The organism is Pedobacter sp. HMWF019 (assembly GCF_003061025.1).
Classification (GTDB): domain Bacteria; phylum Bacteroidota; class Bacteroidia; order Sphingobacteriales; family Sphingobacteriaceae; genus Pedobacter.
This window is the reverse complement of sequence record NZ_QAIL01000106.1, coordinates 1-17,940: the sequence shown is the minus strand read 5'-3', so window position 1 is coordinate 17,940 and position 17,940 is coordinate 1. Positions and strand designations below refer to the sequence as shown.

At 43.2% G+C, this 17,940-nt stretch carries 11 protein-coding genes; 10 read left to right on the top strand and 1 reads right to left on the bottom strand.

From position 1 onward, the window contains the following. Nucleotide 1: 1 nt before the first annotated feature. The 4 genes from DBR11_RS06665 to DBR11_RS06650 all read left to right on the top strand — a co-directional run bounded on the left by DBR11_RS06665 (nt 2) and on the right by DBR11_RS06650 (nt 6,806). On the top strand, nt 2-2,353 hold the full coding sequence (locus tag DBR11_RS06665; protein ID WP_108550842.1) for a GAF domain-containing protein: 2,352 nt from the start codon (nt 2-4) through the stop codon (nt 2,351-2,353). A 10-nt stretch (nt 2,354-2,363) separates the two neighbouring features. Next, nucleotides 2,364-4,949: a BamA/TamA family outer membrane protein gene (locus DBR11_RS06660; protein ID WP_108550840.1), complete on the top strand. Its 2,586-nt coding sequence runs from the start codon at nt 2,364-2,366 to the stop codon at nt 4,947-4,949. A 76-nt stretch (nt 4,950-5,025) separates the two neighbouring features. Continuing rightward, nucleotides 5,026-6,300, top strand: coding sequence for an NAD(P)/FAD-dependent oxidoreductase (locus tag DBR11_RS06655; protein ID WP_108550838.1), 1,275 nt, complete (start codon nt 5,026-5,028; stop codon nt 6,298-6,300). Between the two features lie 62 nt (nt 6,301-6,362). After that, a complete protein-coding gene (locus DBR11_RS06650; protein ID WP_108550836.1) occupies nt 6,363-6,806 on the top strand; it encodes a nuclear transport factor 2 family protein in 444 nt (147 codons plus the stop codon). 4 nt (nt 6,807-6,810) lie between these two features. Here DBR11_RS06650 and DBR11_RS06645 read toward each other — a convergent pair whose 3' ends face one another. Then, nucleotides 6,811-7,830, bottom strand: coding sequence for a LacI family DNA-binding transcriptional regulator (locus DBR11_RS06645; protein WP_108550834.1), 1,020 nt, complete (start codon nt 7,828-7,830; stop codon nt 6,811-6,813). A gap of 124 nt (nt 7,831-7,954) precedes the next feature. Here DBR11_RS06645 and DBR11_RS06640 point away from each other — a divergent pair, with 124 nt between their 5' ends. The 6 genes from DBR11_RS06640 (at nt 7,955) to DBR11_RS06615 (ending at nt 17,635) form a co-directional block, all read left to right on the top strand. Next, entirely contained in the window at nt 7,955-8,890 is a 936-nt protein-coding gene (locus tag DBR11_RS06640) for an alpha/beta hydrolase (protein WP_108550832.1), read from the top strand. Further along, the gene (locus tag DBR11_RS06635) at nt 8,887-9,861 is read left to right on the top strand and encodes a pectinesterase family protein (protein ID WP_108550829.1); all 975 of its coding nucleotides are present in this window, start codon (nt 8,887-8,889) and stop codon (nt 9,859-9,861) included. The genes DBR11_RS06640 and DBR11_RS06635 overlap by 4 nt, the downstream gene beginning before the upstream one ends. 227 nt (nt 9,862-10,088) lie before the next feature. Beyond that, entirely contained in the window at nt 10,089-13,328 is a 3,240-nt protein-coding gene (locus DBR11_RS06630; protein WP_108550827.1) for a TonB-dependent receptor, read from the top strand. Nucleotides 13,329-13,345: 17 nt separating this feature from the next. Then, a complete protein-coding gene (locus tag DBR11_RS06625; protein WP_108550825.1) occupies nt 13,346-15,181 on the top strand; it encodes a RagB/SusD family nutrient uptake outer membrane protein in 1,836 nt (611 codons plus the stop codon). Between the two features lie 10 nt (nt 15,182-15,191). Beyond that, the gene (locus DBR11_RS06620; RefSeq protein ID WP_158275226.1) at nt 15,192-16,808 is read left to right on the top strand and encodes a DUF4957 domain-containing protein; all 1,617 of its coding nucleotides are present in this window, start codon (nt 15,192-15,194) and stop codon (nt 16,806-16,808) included. Nucleotides 16,809-16,870: 62 nt separating this feature from the next. Continuing rightward, nucleotides 16,871-17,635, top strand: a complete 765-nt coding sequence (locus tag DBR11_RS06615; RefSeq protein WP_108550820.1) for a rhamnogalacturonan acetylesterase — start codon at nt 16,871-16,873, stop codon at nt 17,633-17,635. Nucleotides 17,636-17,940 lie beyond the last annotated feature (305 nt).

The following is a 17,940-nucleotide window of genomic DNA, read 5'->3' as shown; positions in this document are numbered from 1 at the left end:
AATGCAGGCAATTACGCTAGATCTTAATCAATCCAGATACGGAATCTCCTATGAAACAGGTGCCCGTATAGCATTTTCACTGGGACCCTTTATTGATTATGTGATCAAAAAAACACAAACGGAAGGAACCGCTAAGGTGGCATTCTATCGTTATATGCTGGATAAATTTAAAGAGCGGCCGGAGTTGAGACAGCCTATTGAGGCAGAAGATGCAGCGAAATATACAGATTTGTTTGAACTCATCTATACAGCTTCTTCTCCATTGCTTTCCGACGAAAAAGGACAACTCTGGGCATTAAGCAGGCCAGTTTCGCCATGCTTTTATTTTGGTACGGATACTTTTTATAATGTACTTCTGGACCAGCATACCGGCAAGATAAAAGAAGGCATGAAATTACCGGATGCTGAAGATATGAAAGTTAGCATCCTGACCACATTTTATAACCTGGTACTGGCAAAGTTCTATGATTTGACTTTAACTTCTGGGCAATTTACTATAAAATCCATTCAGGATCCGGAAACCAAACTGCTGAAATATTACCGGCTGGATGTGGATACCCGATTCCTGGATATACAATTTGACGGCGAACTTCCTGATCTGAAACTAGAGAGTCTGAAAGACCGGATATTGGAAGACAGTACCAGTCTGAATATTCTTCAGGAGTTGCTTCCCCCAAATAAATTTAGTATAGAAGGTATGTCCATTGTACACCTGACAGATGTTACAGGAGAATATGCACTCGAATCTATCAAAAACATCATCATTGAACACAATGAATGCCAGGTTGGGGCTCATGGAGACGGTATTTCTATTGCGTTAAAAACACTGGTGGGCTGTGATCAGATTCAATTCGGCTTATTGCCGTACGTGCAACTCAATGGAAAGGTGGTGATGAACAGGGAGTCTGGCTTTGATAGCATCATTGCAAAACTTTCCAATGAAGATGAAGACAACAGGATCATTTATCAAAATCTGGTAGATGAGTACCTTAAAAATCCAAGGATGCTCATCTTTCCCGAAATTACCGAAGGTGAACTGATGAGTTATCCAATCCTGAAACTGCTGCATGATCATGGGATCAATTCTTATGCACTTTTTCCATTGAATTATAACGGCAGAATTGTAGGCTGCCTGGAAGTATATGCCAATGATGCTGAAATTTTCAAGAGCCGTACCTTGTCACAACTGGAAGGAGCCTTGCCGTTACTCTCGCAATTATTGCAAAATCTGATTGTTGATTTTAACCATGAGGTATCGAGCATCATTACCGATAAATTTACCTCTTTGCAGCCTTCTGTACAATGGCGGTTTCAGGAAGCTGCTTTCAATTATCTCCTGTCGGGAGGTTGCGAAAAAAGCCTGCCTATTGAGCCAATCTACTTTGAAAAGGTGCAGCCTCTGTATGCTGCAGTTGACATTAAAGATTCCAGTATTAAGAGGAACAAGGCGATCCGGGAAGATCTTTACATCAGCTTCGAAGTACTGGAAACCCTGTTGCTGGCTATAAAAAAACAAAGTCACCTGGAACTCACTGAAGGCATACCCAATCAGCAGGCCATTTGGAATTACAGTGAATTTGATGAGCTTTCGGACCGGGAGGTGCTTAAAATAGAAGACTATCTGATGCGGCAGTTGCCCCTGTATCTGGAACAACTCAGAAATACCCATCCGGAGCTTTCGGGAATTGTGAACGACTATTTTGAAGCCACCCGGGAAAAAGACAGCATGTATAAGAACCGTGTACTTTACGAAAAAAGTATGCAAAAGATCAATAGAGTGGTCACCACAAAACTGGAGGAGTTTAATGCCGAAATCCAAGCCATTTATCCCTGCTATTTTGAGAAATTCAGGACGGATGGTGTGGAGTACGATATTTATGTAGGGCAGTCCATAACACCCTCTATTCCTATGCCCGAAGATTTGCTTTTTACCTTTAGGTTCAAACAATTGGAAAACATGGCCAGTATCGCCAAAGCTACCCATGCGCTGGTCCCTAAACTGGATATTTATATGCAAACTACGCACTTGATCTTTGTCTATGAAAAACTAATCGACATCAGCTTTAGAACAGATGAACAAAGATTTGATGTAGAAGGCAGCTATAATATCCGTTATCAGATGGTTAAAAAGAGAATAGATAAAGCGCATGTTAAACACTCTACCGAAAGGGTAACCCAACCCGGTAAGATTGCCATCATTTATTTTAACAGTTGGGAAGCCCAGGAATACCTGGGATACATTAAAAAGCTGCAGCAGCAGAACGTGCTCGAAGAGCATATTGAATATATAGAAATAGAAGAATTGCAAGGCGTTGAGGGACTGAAAGCCCTTAGGGTTGGTGTAGTCGTATAAAAAGGATAGAATGGGAATAAGATTTTTACATAAAGGATGGTTTGGATTATTACTTTCAGCAGCGGGTTTTTCTTCTGTGGGTTATGCCCAGGTAAAGCCCCTTGGAGACTCCATTACCGTTGCCATTGCGCCAGAATATGACCAGGTGAGTGGAACCCACAGGTTTTTCCTGGGTGAAAACTACCGCAGGCTTTGGGCTACCCCGGTGAAGATGCGGGTGCTAAACCTGGAAAAGGAACGTGGTGGCTTAACCATCGTTAAACTGGGAGGAGGAAATCAAACACGTTCCCTGCAATTTAAAGATGCATCTGGCCGGCTTTGGGCTTTGAGAACCATACAGAAATATCCGGAGCGGGGCTTACCTGAAAATCTCCGGCCTACCATAGCGAAGAATATTGTCCAAGACCAGGTCTCTACCGGACATCCCTTTGGAGCACTGGTGGTACCCCCACTGGCAAAGGCACTGCATATTCCCCATGCCAATCCGGAAATTGTCTATGTAGGAGATGATCCCGGTTTAATGGAATACCGTAAGGATTTTGCAAATGCAGCCTATCTTTTTGAAGAGAGAGACCCTGCCGAAGCAGAAAAAACAGATAAGACAGAAAAGGTACAGCGTAAGCTGCAGGAGGACAATGATAAAACAACAGATCAGTTGCTCACCTTAAGGGCCAGACTGCTTGATTTTATCGTTGGCGACTGGGACCGGCATGAAGACAACTGGCGCTGGCTGCCCACAAAAAATGACGATGGAACGCTGTACGAGCCCATTCCCCGCGACCGGGACAAAGTCTTTTACCGCACTTCGGGTGTCTTTCCCTGGATACTTTCCCACCAGTGGCTCAAATCGAATTTACAGCCCTACAGCGAGAACATCCGTGACATCAATGGCTGGAATTTTAATGCCAGGTACTTTGACCGCTATTTTTTGAATGAACTGAATGAAAAGGACTGGAGAGAGGAAGTTAAATATGTACAGAAAACCATTTCCCCGCAATTGGTAGACAGTGCAATCCGTTTGATGCCCGCAATTATTGTTGCCGAAAATGGAGAAGAGCTGAAGAGATCTCTGAACGGAAGGGTACATAACCTGGAAAAGATTGCTCTGGATTATTATCATTTTTTAGCGGAGTATGTAGAGATTCCGGCTTCTGATAAAAGAGAACGTTTCGAGATTGAGAATAAGAAAGAAGGTCAGGTCGAACTGACGGTCAGGAATATTAAAAAAGACGGAAGCATTGGACGGAAACTCTATAAACGTACTTTTAAAAAAGGACAAACCAAAGAAATACGAATTTATGGCTTTGGGGGAAATGATGTATTTGCAGTAAAGGGAGATCGGAAATCCAATATTACGGTCAGAATGATTGGCGGAGATGGTATAGATCAGTTTGAAATTTCACCAGAAGTCAAAAACAGAAGCCACCTGTATATTTATGACCGTTTGGACGGAGACAATACCCTTCCTTCTTCGTCACAGGCCAGGCTCCGGCTTTCCAATGATTCTACAGTAAACCAATATGATAAAAACAGTTTTGTCTTCAATCGTTTTGGACCATTGTTCCGGGTCAATTATAGCATTGATCAGGGCTTGCAGATCGGAGCAGGTCTGGTGTATGAAAAACAAGGATTCAGGAAGGCGCCTTATGCCTTTAAACATGAGTTTTGGGCAACTTATACCACCGGACGGTCTTCCTTTATTCTGAACTATTCAGGAGATTTTAAGGAGACTGTAGGTAAAAATGACCTTAGAATAGATGCCAACCTGCTTGGCCCGCACAACCTGAGCAATTTCTTTGGACTGGGTAATGAAACCCAATTCATCAACGAAGGCGATAAAGAAATGCCTTATTACCGGAACAGGTATGAATACCTCACGGCCGATGTGAAGCTGGCCAGAAACCTTCAAAAGAACCTGAATATAGAAGGAGGCTTGTCTACGGAATACTATACCAGCACCAGAAGTTCCAATGATAACCGTTTTTTACAGGATTTTGATGCCCTGCATCCAGAAGAACAAGTATTCTCTGATCGTTTTTATGCCGGGGTAATGGGCAATTTAGTCTATGATACCCGTGATAACGTAGCCATTCCTACCAAGGGAATGTATTGGAAAACGGGACTTTCTTTTAAAAAAGAAGTAAATGGAGCACATGATAGCTATGGCAAAATTCAAACAGAGTTCAGGTATTATATCCGTCCGGGACGTTCGGGCGTGGTGATTGCCAACCGTATTGGAGGTGGTACTACCTTTGGCGATCCTGCTTTTTTTCAGCAGATGCAGCTGGGTGGTATGCGCAGTCTGAGGGGCTTTCACAGCAACCGGTTTACCGGCAGGACCATGGCTTACCATAACCTGGATTTACGGGTAAAACTGTTTAATTTTACCTCTTATATTGTTCCTGGTTCGGTAGGGCTGATCGCGTTTAATGATGTAGGAAGGGTATGGTCGCCAGGTGAAGATTCTAAAAAGTGGCATGATGGATACGGAGGCGGACTTTATGTGGTCCCAGCCGAATTGTTCCTGGTACAGGCAGCTGTTGGCTTCTCTAATGAGGGGGCATTGACCTATATATCTATTGGCTTTAACTTTTAATGACGAATAAAAGACGAATGAAATAAACTAAATAATCCTGTTTACGTTTCTATTAATAGAATCCTGACCCAAACATATGCAGAAACACATTGTGATCATTGGCGGCGGTTTTGCCGGAATCAACCTCGCGAAAGCATTAGGTAAATATAGAAGCTATAAAGTAACGCTTGTTGATAAAAACAACTACAATTTCTTTCCTCCGCTAATCTACCAGGTGGCTACAGGTTTCCTGGAGCCCTCAAGTATCAGTTATCCTTTCCGAAAACTTTTTGCTGGAAAAGAGAACCTGCATTTTAGAATGGGAAGATTGGAAAGAGTAGTACCAGAAGAGAACAAGATCATTCTGCACAATGGGGAATTAATTTATGATGAACTGGTATTTGCAACAGGTGCTGAAACAAATTACTTTGGCAACGAAAATATAAAACAGAATGCCATCCCGATGAAGACCCTGTCTGATGCCATTAACATGCGCAATACTTTGCTGATGCGAATGGAGCAGGCCTCTATATGCAGCGATCCGGTAGAAATCCGCAAATTGCTTACCCTGGTTATTGCTGGAGGAGGGCCAACAGGAGTAGAAATCTCCGGAATGTTTGCCGAAATGAAACAAGGCATACTGCGCAAAGATTATCCGGAACTGCATGGTAAGGCCGGAGGAATTTACCTGGTGGACGGGGGCAAATGTGTGCTTTCTCCCATGAGCGAAAGTTCGCAGAAAGATACGGCCGTTGCCCTTAAAAAGATGGGGGTGGAATTGATCATGAACATGCATGTAGACGATTTTGTCAACGATACAGTAGTGCTTTCGGACGGAAATTCCATCAGTTCTAAAAATCTGATCTGGGCAGCAGGAGTTACTGCAAGGGTTTTTGAAGGTATTCCTGCAGCATGCTATGGGCGGGGGAAAAGACTGTTGGTGGATGAGTTCAGTAAAGTAAAAGATACAGCAAATATCTATGCTATTGGAGACGCCTGTCTGCAGTCTGGAGATGCAGGTTTCCCCGAAGGGCACCCACAGGTTGCTCAGGTTGCTATACAACAAGGTAAGCGCCTGGCTGCTAATTTCAAATTATGGGCGGAAGGCAAACCAGGTAATGCATTTGCCTATGTCGATAAGGGAAGTATGGCTATTATAGGAAGTAACAAAGCTGTGGTAGACCTGACCTTTCCGAAAATGCATTTAAAAGGATTTTTGGCCTGGCTGGCCTGGCTGTTTATCCACCTGATGTCGCTGATCACTTATAGGAACCGCGCCAGGACCTTCTGGAACTGGATGATTGCTTATTTTTCTAAAGACCAGTCCCTTCGTATGATCATCCGCCCGGCAGAAGAGGAGAACATTACCTGACAAATATATATTTGTGCTTTTAACAAATAAATATACATTTGAAGGATCCAAATAGATATTGTATGAAGAAAATGTTTTTATGCCTGTTGTTTGTAACTGCAGGATTGATGACGGTTAAAGCTCAGGATATGGCTTCTAAAGAAGAAACAGCGGTTGCTGCGGTAGTAGAAAAACTCAGATTGGCCATGATCAGTGGAAACAAGGCTGATCTGGAAAGCACGCTTGCTAAAGAAGTGACCTACGGACACTCTGGAGGTAATATGCAGACCCGGGCGGAGTTTGTAGATGCGATTACCACTAAAAAATCAGATTTTAAAACCATAGAACTCAGTAAGCAGTCCATTACTGTGCAAGGCCAGGTTGCCATTGTGCGTCATGTCTTAAATGCGGATACCAACGATGGAAATGTACCGGGACATGTTCGACTGGGCGTGGTATTGGTTTTTAAGAAGGAGAAAAATGACTGGAAGCTTATTGCCAGGAGGTCATTCAAAGTAGCAGAATAAAGGTTTAAAGATCATCCCTGACCTGTAAGCTGGTTTCCAGAACTTCCTTTTCAAATTCATAGACGGGATATTTGCTTTCGATAAGTTTGATCAGCTTCTCTGTAGCAATCTGTCCCATTTCAAAGGCTGGTTGGCGAACAGAAGTTAAAGGTGGGTTAAAAAGATCCAGAACATCTGAATTGCTAAATCCGGTTACATTGATGTCTTCAGGTATATTGATCTTTAAATTTTTAAGGACCACCAGACATCCAATACTCAACCTGTCACCAGCTATAAAGATGGCATCTGGTTTTTCCTCCAGGGCCATCAGTTCCTTCACTGCAGTTTCCGTTTCTTCATAAAACATGCCTCCATGAGGGCAATATTTAACATAATCCTGATTAAACGGAAGACCGTATTTTTCAAGGGCCTGTTTGTATCCTTCTAATCTTTCAATGCTGATGGACAAATGGGCCGAACTGGTGAGGTGGGCAATACGCTTGCAGCCTTTTTTGATCAGATATTCTGTAGCTTCAAAAGCTCCTTTTTCATTATTTGCAATAATTTTATGCGTTTCAATGTCATCAGCCACCCGGTCAAAGAAAACCATCGGTAAACCCCTCTTGTGCAGGCTTTGCAGATAGGAGGTGTCACTGGTTTCGGCAGATAAAGAAACCAGCAGGCCATCTACAGACCTGGATGCAAGATGCTGGATATTGGCCTTCTCCCGTTCATAAGATTCATGAGTTTGTGTAATGATAACATGATAACCCCGGCTATAGGCAATAGATTCTATGCCATTAATGGCCTGTGAAAAATAATGATTGGCCACTTCACTAACAATCACACCGATGGATTTACTTCTGCGTTCTTTTAAGCTCAGTGCAATAGGATTTGGGCGGTAATTGATCTTTTCTGCATATTCCAAAACGATCTTTTTTGTCTCCGGACTGATCTCATGGGTATCCCTTAAAGCTCTGGAAACCGTAGAAGTAGAAAGGCCTAAAGCCTTGGCGATATCTTTTAAAGTGGAAGGCTCAAACATGGTATACAAGTTTACATATAATTTCTGATTATTGCACGCAAAGCTAGCCGGGAACGATTGCATAGATTTAGCAGGGCGCCAATTGTTAATTTTATTTCAACTCGGTACCTTGTTCACTAAACATATGAAAAGGTATTTTTATCTCCTGGCTTTTGTCTTTTATTTGGGGCCTGTCCATGCGCAACTTACTTCCGGTATTACGGGAAAAAGGGATACTTCGTATTCTACCTGGTCTGCCTATAACAGCACCCGTAAAACCCATCCGGATATCCGCATCGTGAAAGAGCAAATCTTTGATCAGGTAACAGAACACAGGAACCTGGTCTATGCCAGAATTGGAGAACGACCCCTGCAGATAGACGCTTTTCTGCCTAAAACCAGCACCAAACCAGCACCAGCTATACTGATTATACATGGTGGGGGATGGAGAAGCGGTAACCGCAGTCAGCATATCCCTCTAGCCCAGCATCTGGCCGCTGCGGGCTATGCTTGTTTTACAACAGAATATCGTCTCTCTACCGAAGCACTTTACCCGGCCGCTGTTGACGATCTGCGGAAGGCGCTGGCCTGGATAAAAGCCAATGCCAAGAGATTTGATGTCGATCAAAAGAAACTGGCCGTTTTGGGTTTCTCTGCCGGAGGAGAACTTGCCGCTTTTATCGGGGCAACCTCTGGAAATGACGTGCAGGCTATTATAGATATGGATGGAACGCTGTCTTTTGTGCATCCGGACTCTGGTGAAGGGGATGACAGCCGGTCTACTTCGGCTGCTACTTACTGGCTTGGCTATGCAAAAAAAGACAATCCGGTACTTTGGACAGCCGCCTCCCCCTTAACATATGCCAGGCAGAATAAAGCCCCGTTCTTGTTCCTGAACAGTGCCGTAGAAAGAATGCATGCCGGCCGGGATGATTTCAGGGAAATCCTGAAAGAGAACGGGATCTATACTGAAGCCCATACTTTCGAAGGTGCGCCGCATTCTTTTTGTCTCTTTGATCCCTGGTTTCAACCTACTGTTCATTATATTACCACCTTTCTACATCAAGTATTCAAGCCGTGAAAAAAAGCATATCATACGCGATCCTGATGCTGCTTTGCGCAGTACAACTTTCTGCACAGACCTACAAATATAGTTTTACTGTGGCTAAAGATGGTACAGGCGATTACACCACCATACAAGAAGCCATTAATGCCATGCGGGCATTTCCGCTCAAGCCCATCACCTTGTATATCAAAAATGGCGTGTACAACGAGAAAATAGACCTGCCAGCCTTCAATACCACCGTAAGGTTTATTGGTGAATCTGTAGACAAGACCATTATTACCTTTAACGACTATTCAGGACGAGGTAAGACCCATACCTTCAACTCTTATACCGCAAGGATTTCCGGGAATGATTTCCAGGCAGAGAACATCACCTTTATCAACTCCGCCGGACCCGTTGGGCAGGCCGTGGCCCTTCATTTGGAGTCTGACCGGGCCGTATTTAAGAATTGTCGTTTTCTGGGCTGTCAGGACACACTTTATCTGGCAGGAGAAAACAGCCGGCAATATTTTAAAGACTGCTATATAGAAGGTACAACAGATTTCATATTTGGACCGGCCACTGCATTTTTCGAAGATTGTACCATCCACAGCAAGGCCAATTCTTATATCACTGCCGCAAATACCCCGGAAGGTATTGCCTATGGTTTTGTTTTTTATCACTGTAAGCTCACCGCAGATAGCAGCGTCCATCAGGTCTATTTGGGCCGGCCCTGGAGGGCCTATGCCAAAACGGTATTCAGGCAATGTGAACTTGGGGCGCATATCCGGCCGCAGGGCTGGCACAACTGGTCAAACCCTGAAGCAGAAAAGAACAGTTTTTATGCAGAATACAAAAACACAGGAGCAGGAAGTTCCACAACAGAAAGGGTTGCCTGGTCTAAACAGCTTAGTGCAAAACAAGCTGCAGCCTATACTTTAGAAAAGGTATTTACCAAAAGCATCAACAGCAGTGCTGCCGAAGGCAGCTGGTATACTTTCAGGTAAGCGGCCCCGATAACGTTGTCGGGAACGATTGCACAGATTTATGTCCCTGTGCCAATTAATTTTCTGGAAAAAACAATGTAGACTTGTTTAAGAACTAACCAAGTATCTATTTAACCAAACCAAACACTGTACCAGGATATCTTCTCACATGAACTGCCATTCTCTCCTTCCCGGATAGGATCGTGTCCTGAAATACTGGATCAGCGCCAGGTTTTAAAATGAACTGTATGAAAAAAACTTTACTTCTGCTGGTCCTGATGACCTCCTTGTTTGGAGTGCTGAGGGCCCAAACCAGGCAGATCACCGGGGTGGTTACAGACAAAACCACAAATGATCCCATTCCAGGTGTGAGCATAACTGTCAAAGGCACCACTACGGTGGTCAGTTCAGACGGTAAAGGGCATTATAAGATTAATGTACCTGTTGCAGGAACCGTTGTACTCGTTGCCCGTTATATTGGTTATAAAACCCATGAAACCACAGTAGGCAACCAGGATAAAATTAATTTCGATCTGCAGGAAGATGTCTCCTCATTGAATGAAGTTGTAGTGAATATCGGTTATGGTACTGTACGTAAAGAGGCCCTGACAGGATCTGTTTCTTCAGTAAGTGCAAAAGATCTGGCAGATTTTCCGGTGAGTACAGCAGCGGAAGCACTGGCCGGTAAACTGGCTGGGGTATCAGTTACCACTACAGAAGGTGCGCCAGGGGCTACCATTCAGATCAGGGTAAGGGGAGGAGGATCCCTCACGCAAGACAATTCTCCTTTGTATATTGTAGATGGAGTACAACTAGATAATGCTTTGTCTATACTTTCTCCAGCAGAAATCCAGTCGATAGATGTATTAAAAGACGTCGCCTCTACTTCAATCTACGGAGCCAGGGCAGCCAATGGTGTCGTGATCATCACCACCAAGGGCGGGAAAGAAATGAAAACTGCCGTTTCTTTTGATGCTTATGCAGGTGTAAGAAAGATTGTCAATAAGCTCGATGTGATGCAGCCTTATGATTTTGTACAGTACCAATACCAGCTCTATAATCTGAATACCTCACAGGAAGTCAAAGATAGTTTTACCAAAAGGTACGGTACCTGGGAAGACCTTGATATTTATAAGAATATACCGGCCATCAACTGGCAGGACAAAGTATTTGGCGGTAATGCTTTCTCCAATACAGAAATCCTGAATATGACCGGCGGAACCAAAACCACTACATTTAATTTTAGTTTAAACAATACCAAGGAAGATGGTATTATGATCGGTTCAGGCTATCGTCGTACTTTTGCTTCTTTCCGTTTTGACCATAAAATCTCTGATAAATTCCGTACCGGGATCAATGTGCGTTACAGCCGTCAGCGAGTAGATGGTGCGGGAACCTCTAATACGGGAAGTGCGGCCTTAAACCGTTTAAGAAATGCAGTACGTTATCAACCCTATGCTAACGGACCAGATTCTGGAGATGAATTTGACGTTGATTACCAATTAACGCAACTAACCAATCCACTTACGCTTGCCGCAAATGAATTGAAATATGACTACCGGAATGATTTAATTTCCAGTGGTTATGTAAGCTATAATATCCTCAATAACCTGACTTTTAAAAGTACAGTTGGCTTTACCAATTATGATAGGAAAACTAATTCCTTCAACGGTGTCGTGAGTTATGTAGGCCGTGCCAACGGAAATCTACCAGCCATTGTACTGGCGAATGCCAATACCATCCAGGTCACCAATTCGAATGTGTTGAATTATAAGCCCAATATCGGTAAAAAACACAGCCTTGATATCCTTGTTGGAGAAGAGATCAATCAGACAAACCTGAAATCCAACAGTGCAACTATTAAATATTTTCCATCCAACATCACGGCTTCTGAAGCCTTTGCGAGTATTCAGAAAGCAGAGCCAAGTCTGTACAGCTCCTCTGCTGTACAGGATAAGCCCACTTCTGCTGAATCCGGAAACCATATGCTGTCCTTTTTTGGGCGCGCACTGTATTCCTATGATGACCGTTATATTGCCACCCTTTCCATACGCCGGGACGGTTCATCTTTATTTGCTGATGGAAAGCGCTGGGGCAATTTCCCTTCTGCACAAGTTGCCTGGAGGATTTCTGAAGAAGAATTTCTTAAAAATAAGAACTGGGACTGGCTCAATAACCTGAAGCTGCGGTTCAGTTATGGATCGGCAGGGAATAACCGTATTCAATCTGATCTGTATAAAACCTTGTTCTCAGCCAGTTCTACAGATGGTGGCTATGCAGCAAACGATGCTTCAGTTGTAACCGGACTGATTACAGGAAATATCCTGGCGAATCCAAATATCACCTGGGAAACGACCATTTCTAAAAACCTTGGACTGGATCTGGCTTTATTCAATAACCGTTTAAATGCTTCCATAGATCTTTATAGTAACCACACTAAAAATCTGATCCTGCTTGCAGCCATTCCTCCGACTGCAGGTTACGGTTACCAATACCAAAATGTAGGCTCTACACAAAACAGAGGAATAGAATTTCAACTAATGGGCGCTATTGTCAAAAAAAAGGACTTTAATTACACAGCCAATTTCAATATCTCCCTTAACCGGAATAAAATCACTGGCCTGCAAAGTGGGGTGAACTCTTATACACAAAGTTCCGGATGGGCAGGGACCGGAGGAACGGATGACTACCTGGTGCAGATTGGAAAACCAGTTGGCCAGTTTTACGGTTATGTTGCCGACGGGTTTTATAAGCTTGAAGATTTTGACCGTACTACTTATGAATCTACGGGAAAATGGGTGCTCAATGCAGGTGTGGCCAATGATGCCTCCATCCTTGGAAAGGCAACTGTTGCCCCGGGTGATTTGAAATTGCAAAAAAATGCAGATAATGGCACCACAGTGGTCTCTACTGCAGACCGTGTAGTACTGGGGAATGCACAACCTAAATTTACCGGTGGTTTGAGCCAGCAGTTTGCCTGGAGAAATTTTGACATGAGCATTTTTATGAACTTCTCTTATGGAGGTAAAGTGTACAATGCCAACAGTGTTGAATTTACCGGCCAGTATAATGTAAAAGACAACAACCTGCTGTCGGTTATGAACAATCGCTGGAAATGGTACAACAGCAGCGGTGCCTTGATTACGAATTGGGATCAACTGGCTGCCGCCAATCAAAATACCACTATGTGGACCCCAAATCAGGGTAACTACATCTTAACTTCTTACAATCTGGAAAGTGCCTCCTTTCTCCGGATCAGCAACGTAACCCTGGGTTATACCCTTCCACGTAAAATGCTGCAAAAAACAAAGGTGATTTCTAAACTTAGGGTATATGCCACGGTAAATAATCTGTATACCATTACAGGCTATTCGGGTTATGATCCTGAAGCCAATACCCGAAGCTCCAACCCGTTAACACCAGGGGTAGATTATGCGGCCTATCCAAGAAGCCGTTATATTCTGGCCGGATTGAACCTCACTTTTTAACGACAAGCTGTAAAAATATGAAAACGAAATTCTTAAAATATACAATGTTATTTGCTGGAGTTCTGACCTTATTCAGCTCCTGTAAAAAATATTTAGATGTCACTTCGCCATCTACCACGGCACCGGAAGTGGCTTTTGAAAGTACAACTTATACCAATTCAGTCTTGATTGGGATTTACAGCCGGCTCTGCGGTGATTATGGCTATGGAATCCGGGTCTCTCTTTATTTTCCGCAAACAGCAGATGACTTTCGCACTTCCGGAGACTACAGTTCAACCGATCGCAGGGGAATCAGCATGTATGGGGCCAGTCCGGATAATGCAGACCTGTCCAATACTTTTTTAAATTTCTATACCGGTATAGAACGTGCAAATATTGCCATTAAATACATCCCGGCATCTAAGCTGTACAGCAATGGTACAGCTTCAGAAAAAACATTGCTTCAGACTTATTATGGCGAAGCTCTGGCCTTAAGGGCACAATTTTACTACGAACTGATCCGTAATTGGGGAGACGTTCCTGCGCCTTTTATTCCTGCAGCAGATCAAACCGAATTGGCCCAGCCTAATGCGAACCGGGATGCCACATATGATCAAATTCTTGCTGACCTGAAAACAGCTGAAGGTTTGGTACCCTGGAGAAGTGAGAATCCTTCCTACGGGGATTTTCGCTTTACTAAAGGAGCTATTAAAGGTCTTAGAGCTAGAGTTGCCCTGGCCAGAGGCGGGTATTCCCTGAGAACAGAAACCCACAAAATGGAAAGGCGGGCAGACTATATGACCTATTATAAGATTGCTTATGATGAATGTCTGGATCTGATCGGAAGAAGAGGTGAGCACTCCCTGAATCCCGTTTACGAAAACATTTTTAAATCTCTGCACACCACCACCCGTTACGACGATGCACATGAACTCATGTTTGAAGTTGCATCTTATGGTGCAAATGCTTCTACAGACAGTAAACTGGGGTATTATGATGGATTGAACTATTCCAATTCCCCAAGCTACGGAACTGCTGGCGGTGGGGTCAATGCAATTCCAACTTATTTTTACGAATTTGATCAGATTGGAGATTGCCGCCGGGATGTGACCATTGGTTCTTACATGGTCAACAATCTTGATCAGAAGATCCTGGTGATTCCTACTTCTCAAACCGATGCAAAATTCAGAAAATCCTGGACAGGCATTTCTGGTACCACTACAGCGCAGAATTTTTCAATCAACTGGCCTATTTTACGTTTTGCAGATGTATTGCTGATGTATGCAGAGGCGGACAATGAAATTAACGGTTCGCCTTCAGCAAAAGCAATTGATGCATTGAATGAGATCAAGGCGAGGGCTTACGTTGGTTTCACCAGTCGCATACCCAATACCCCAACCGACCACGATGGTTTCTTTAATGCGATTGTGAAAGAACGTTTGCTGGAGTTTGGTGGTGAAGGCGTTCGGAAATTCGATTTAATCCGCTGGAACCTGATCAACAGCAAATTCACAGAGACACGAACCAAATTAACGCAGTTTATGAATGGAGAAGGACCTTATCAGAATCTACCTGCAGTGGTCTTTGTAAATGGTGTAGCGTTTAAAAATGGCACCAGTACGGCAGAAGTAGCGGGTATGGACTTATATGGAGGCGCACCGAATACAGTTCTCTTCCAGCCAAACATCACCACCACCAGACCATCCGCTTACAGTACTTCAGTAAACTGGCGTTCTGCGGTTTCAGTAGACAATATTACAGGAAATGCGAAAGGTTTTGCTACCTATTTCGAAGCCAATAAAAAAGAACTGTTTCCATACCCAACAACGGCATTGGTTCAGAACATCAACCTTAAACAGAATTATGGCTATTAATCCGATCAAGATGAAAAAAAATAGATATCCATCTGTGGTGTACAGCATCATGATGCTCGCAGGACTGCTTGTTGGCCTGGTATCCTGCAAAAAAACAGAAGGCCCATCAGAACCTGCAAGGATTTTTAAACCCAGTGCGGTAAAGATTGTTAGTGGAGAAACTTCTGCTAAACTGACCTGGACAGCACCTATTTTGAGTGCTGGCGCAAAACTCGCCTATACCATTGATTTCTCTACAGACTCCCTGTTCTCCAGTATAAAATACAGCACTACTTCTGATACCGCGGGGGTTAAAGTAACGGATGAAAATATACGGGTGAGAACCAAATATTTTGCCAGGATCAAAGCCAATGCGACGAGTACCCAACCAGAGTCCAAATATATAGTGAGTTCCTCCTTCCAAATTAGCGGAACCCAATTGTTCAGGCCAGTCATAGAAACAGAGATCAAGGAAACCAGTGTAACCTTGCGGTATACCCAAACATCAGGTTTGAGTTCCATTGTACTTACCCCTTCTACAGGGAACCCAATCACCACAACCCTAACCGCAGCTGATGCAGGTTTTAAAGTGATTTCTGGCCTGCACGCTGGTACGAAGTATAGTGCAGAACTCTTTCTGGGTAGTAAAAGCGTGGGCTTTCTGAGTTTTACTACACCAGCAGCAACGACCTATGCTGTAGTTTTATCGCCCGGAGATGACATTTCAGCTGCTGTTGCAACAGCAGCTGATAATGCAGTGATTGGATTGAATGACGGTACCTATAATGTGCCACTCGGTATTACGCTTTCAGGAAAAACCATTACCTTGAAATCGTTAAGTGATAATCCTGATGCAACTATTGTAAATTTCAAAGGATTTACTCTATTAGGAACAGGTGCCGGTATAAAAGTAGCAGGAATAAACCTGAATGGCACGGCCAATTCGGCTACCTATTTTGCTGATCTGACCAGTGCCTCCAGCAACGCTGCGGCAGCTAATTTTACCACCATCACTGTCGATAACTGCTATATTCATGGCATTGGCACAGGATTGATAAGAGGAGACCGTTCTTCAAGCTATACCATTGGCGCCATTTCGTTTAGAAACTCATTGGTTTATGACATCACCGGCAGTAGTAGTTATTATGCTTTCCATCTGGATAAGTTGGTTTTTGCTTCTCTTACAGTTAACCAGTGTACATTTTATAACATTACACCAGGTTTATTGAATTGCAAAACGACCTTAAGTGCAGCCATACCGAACATTTCATTTACTTCAAGTACGTTTAATAACTTCGGTTTCAACAGTCTGTACGTTGTTATGAACGCTAGTGCGAATCCGGTTAATTTTACTATGAAAGACTGTATCCTTGCCAATACGCCTCGTTCGGGTACGGTTTTAGGGGTAATCTTATCTACTGGTACAGGTTCTTCGGGATCATTTACGTTTAACAATTATTTTAATCTGAAGGCTACTGTCGGCGGTACAGATCTGACCATTCCGTCAACTATTAATCAAACAGCCAACCAGACCATCAACCTTGGCTGGACTATAGATAGGACTACTTTTGAATTGCCTGTAGGTTCGGCGCTAAGAACAGCCAGTTCGACTGGCGGAGCAATAGGAGATCCAAGATGGACGTACTAAATTAAACCTTTATTCAGGTCAGCAAATTCTTCTTGCTGACCTTTTTATAAATCTTAAATATCATGAAAAGAAATATCTATCGCCTGGGTGCTTTAACTGCAGCTTTATTCCTCTTGTCTTTTACCTTTCCTGCACATAAAATCAAGATTTATCTGATTGGCGATTCCACCTTATCCAAAAAAGAGGTTAAGGCTTACCCGGAGACTGGTTGGGGAATGCCCTTTTCCATCTTCTTTAACCAGGAAGTAGAGGTAGACAACCGGGCGAAAAATGGCAGAAGTACTAAATCCTTTCTTGCAGAAGGACGCTGGACACCTGTAGCCGATAGCCTGCAGCAAGGAGATTATGTTTTTATACAATTCGGGCACAATGACGAAGCCAAAGAGAAGTTGGAAAGGTATACCCCAATTGCAGACTATAAAACCAACCTGTTAAAATTCATTAGGGAAACCCGTTTAAAAAAAGCAACTCCAGTGTTGATCACCCCAGTGTCCAGGAGGAAATTTGACGCTCAGGGACAAGTGACGGAAACGCATAAAGGCTATTCAGAAATGGTAAAGGAAGTTGCAAAGGAAGAAAACGTTCCTGTTATAGATCTCGATGAAAAAAGCCGGAAACTGTATCAGAAGCTCGGTCCGGAAAACTCAAAATTACTATTCAATCAACTGGCTCCGGGCGTACATCCGAATTATCCGAACGGTCAGCAGGACAATACCCATTTCAATGAACTTGGCGCAAGGGAAATTGCCCAGATTATACTGGCAGAGATCAAAGCTTTACATCTGGACCTGGCCAATTACATCGTTCAGCAACCTGTAAAAAAATAATTTACGGTGAAAGTTGCTGGAAAAAAAATGGCGGTAAAATATTGTATCTACATTGGTGCGATTTAGATTGAAAATATGTTTTCTGATCAAGCTGAATCTTACAGATTCTGAGGCTCGAATCAGTAAACATATTTTCCTGGGTGCAGACCGGGGAGAGGGGGTGAAGGGGGAAATTGGTTATTGTTGATTTCTGATTATCATATTTTGTAGTGCCGTATTTTTAATTGAATTTTTATTCAAAATATTGATTTACAAATTTTTATGTAAAATTTTTATTTGGAAAAACTATCGTTACACTTGAAGGC

Coding starts and splice junctions, on each gene's coding strand:
- DBR11_RS06640 (WP_108550832.1), top strand. CDS start 7,955: ATGAAAAGGTATTTTTATCTCCTGGCTTTTGTCTTTTATTTGGGGCCT.
- DBR11_RS06650 (WP_108550836.1), top strand. CDS start 6,363: ATGAAGAAAATGTTTTTATGCCTGTTGTTTGTAACTGCAGGATTGATG.
- DBR11_RS06655 (WP_108550838.1), top strand. CDS start 5,026: ATGCAGAAACACATTGTGATCATTGGCGGCGGTTTTGCCGGAATCAAC.
- DBR11_RS06615 (WP_108550820.1), top strand. CDS start 16,871: ATGAAAAGAAATATCTATCGCCTGGGTGCTTTAACTGCAGCTTTATTC.
- DBR11_RS06625 (WP_108550825.1), top strand. CDS start 13,346: ATGAAAACGAAATTCTTAAAATATACAATGTTATTTGCTGGAGTTCTG.
- DBR11_RS06660 (WP_108550840.1), top strand. CDS start 2,364: ATGGGAATAAGATTTTTACATAAAGGATGGTTTGGATTATTACTTTCA.
- DBR11_RS06645 (WP_108550834.1), bottom strand. CDS start 7,830: ATGTTTGAGCCTTCCACTTTAAAAGATATCGCCAAGGCTTTAGGCCTT.
- DBR11_RS06620 (WP_158275226.1), top strand. CDS start 15,192: ATGAAAAAAAATAGATATCCATCTGTGGTGTACAGCATCATGATGCTC.
- DBR11_RS06665 (WP_108550842.1), top strand. CDS start 2: ATGCAGGCAATTACGCTAGATCTTAATCAATCCAGATACGGAATCTCC.
- DBR11_RS06630 (WP_108550827.1), top strand. CDS start 10,089: ATGAAAAAAACTTTACTTCTGCTGGTCCTGATGACCTCCTTGTTTGGA.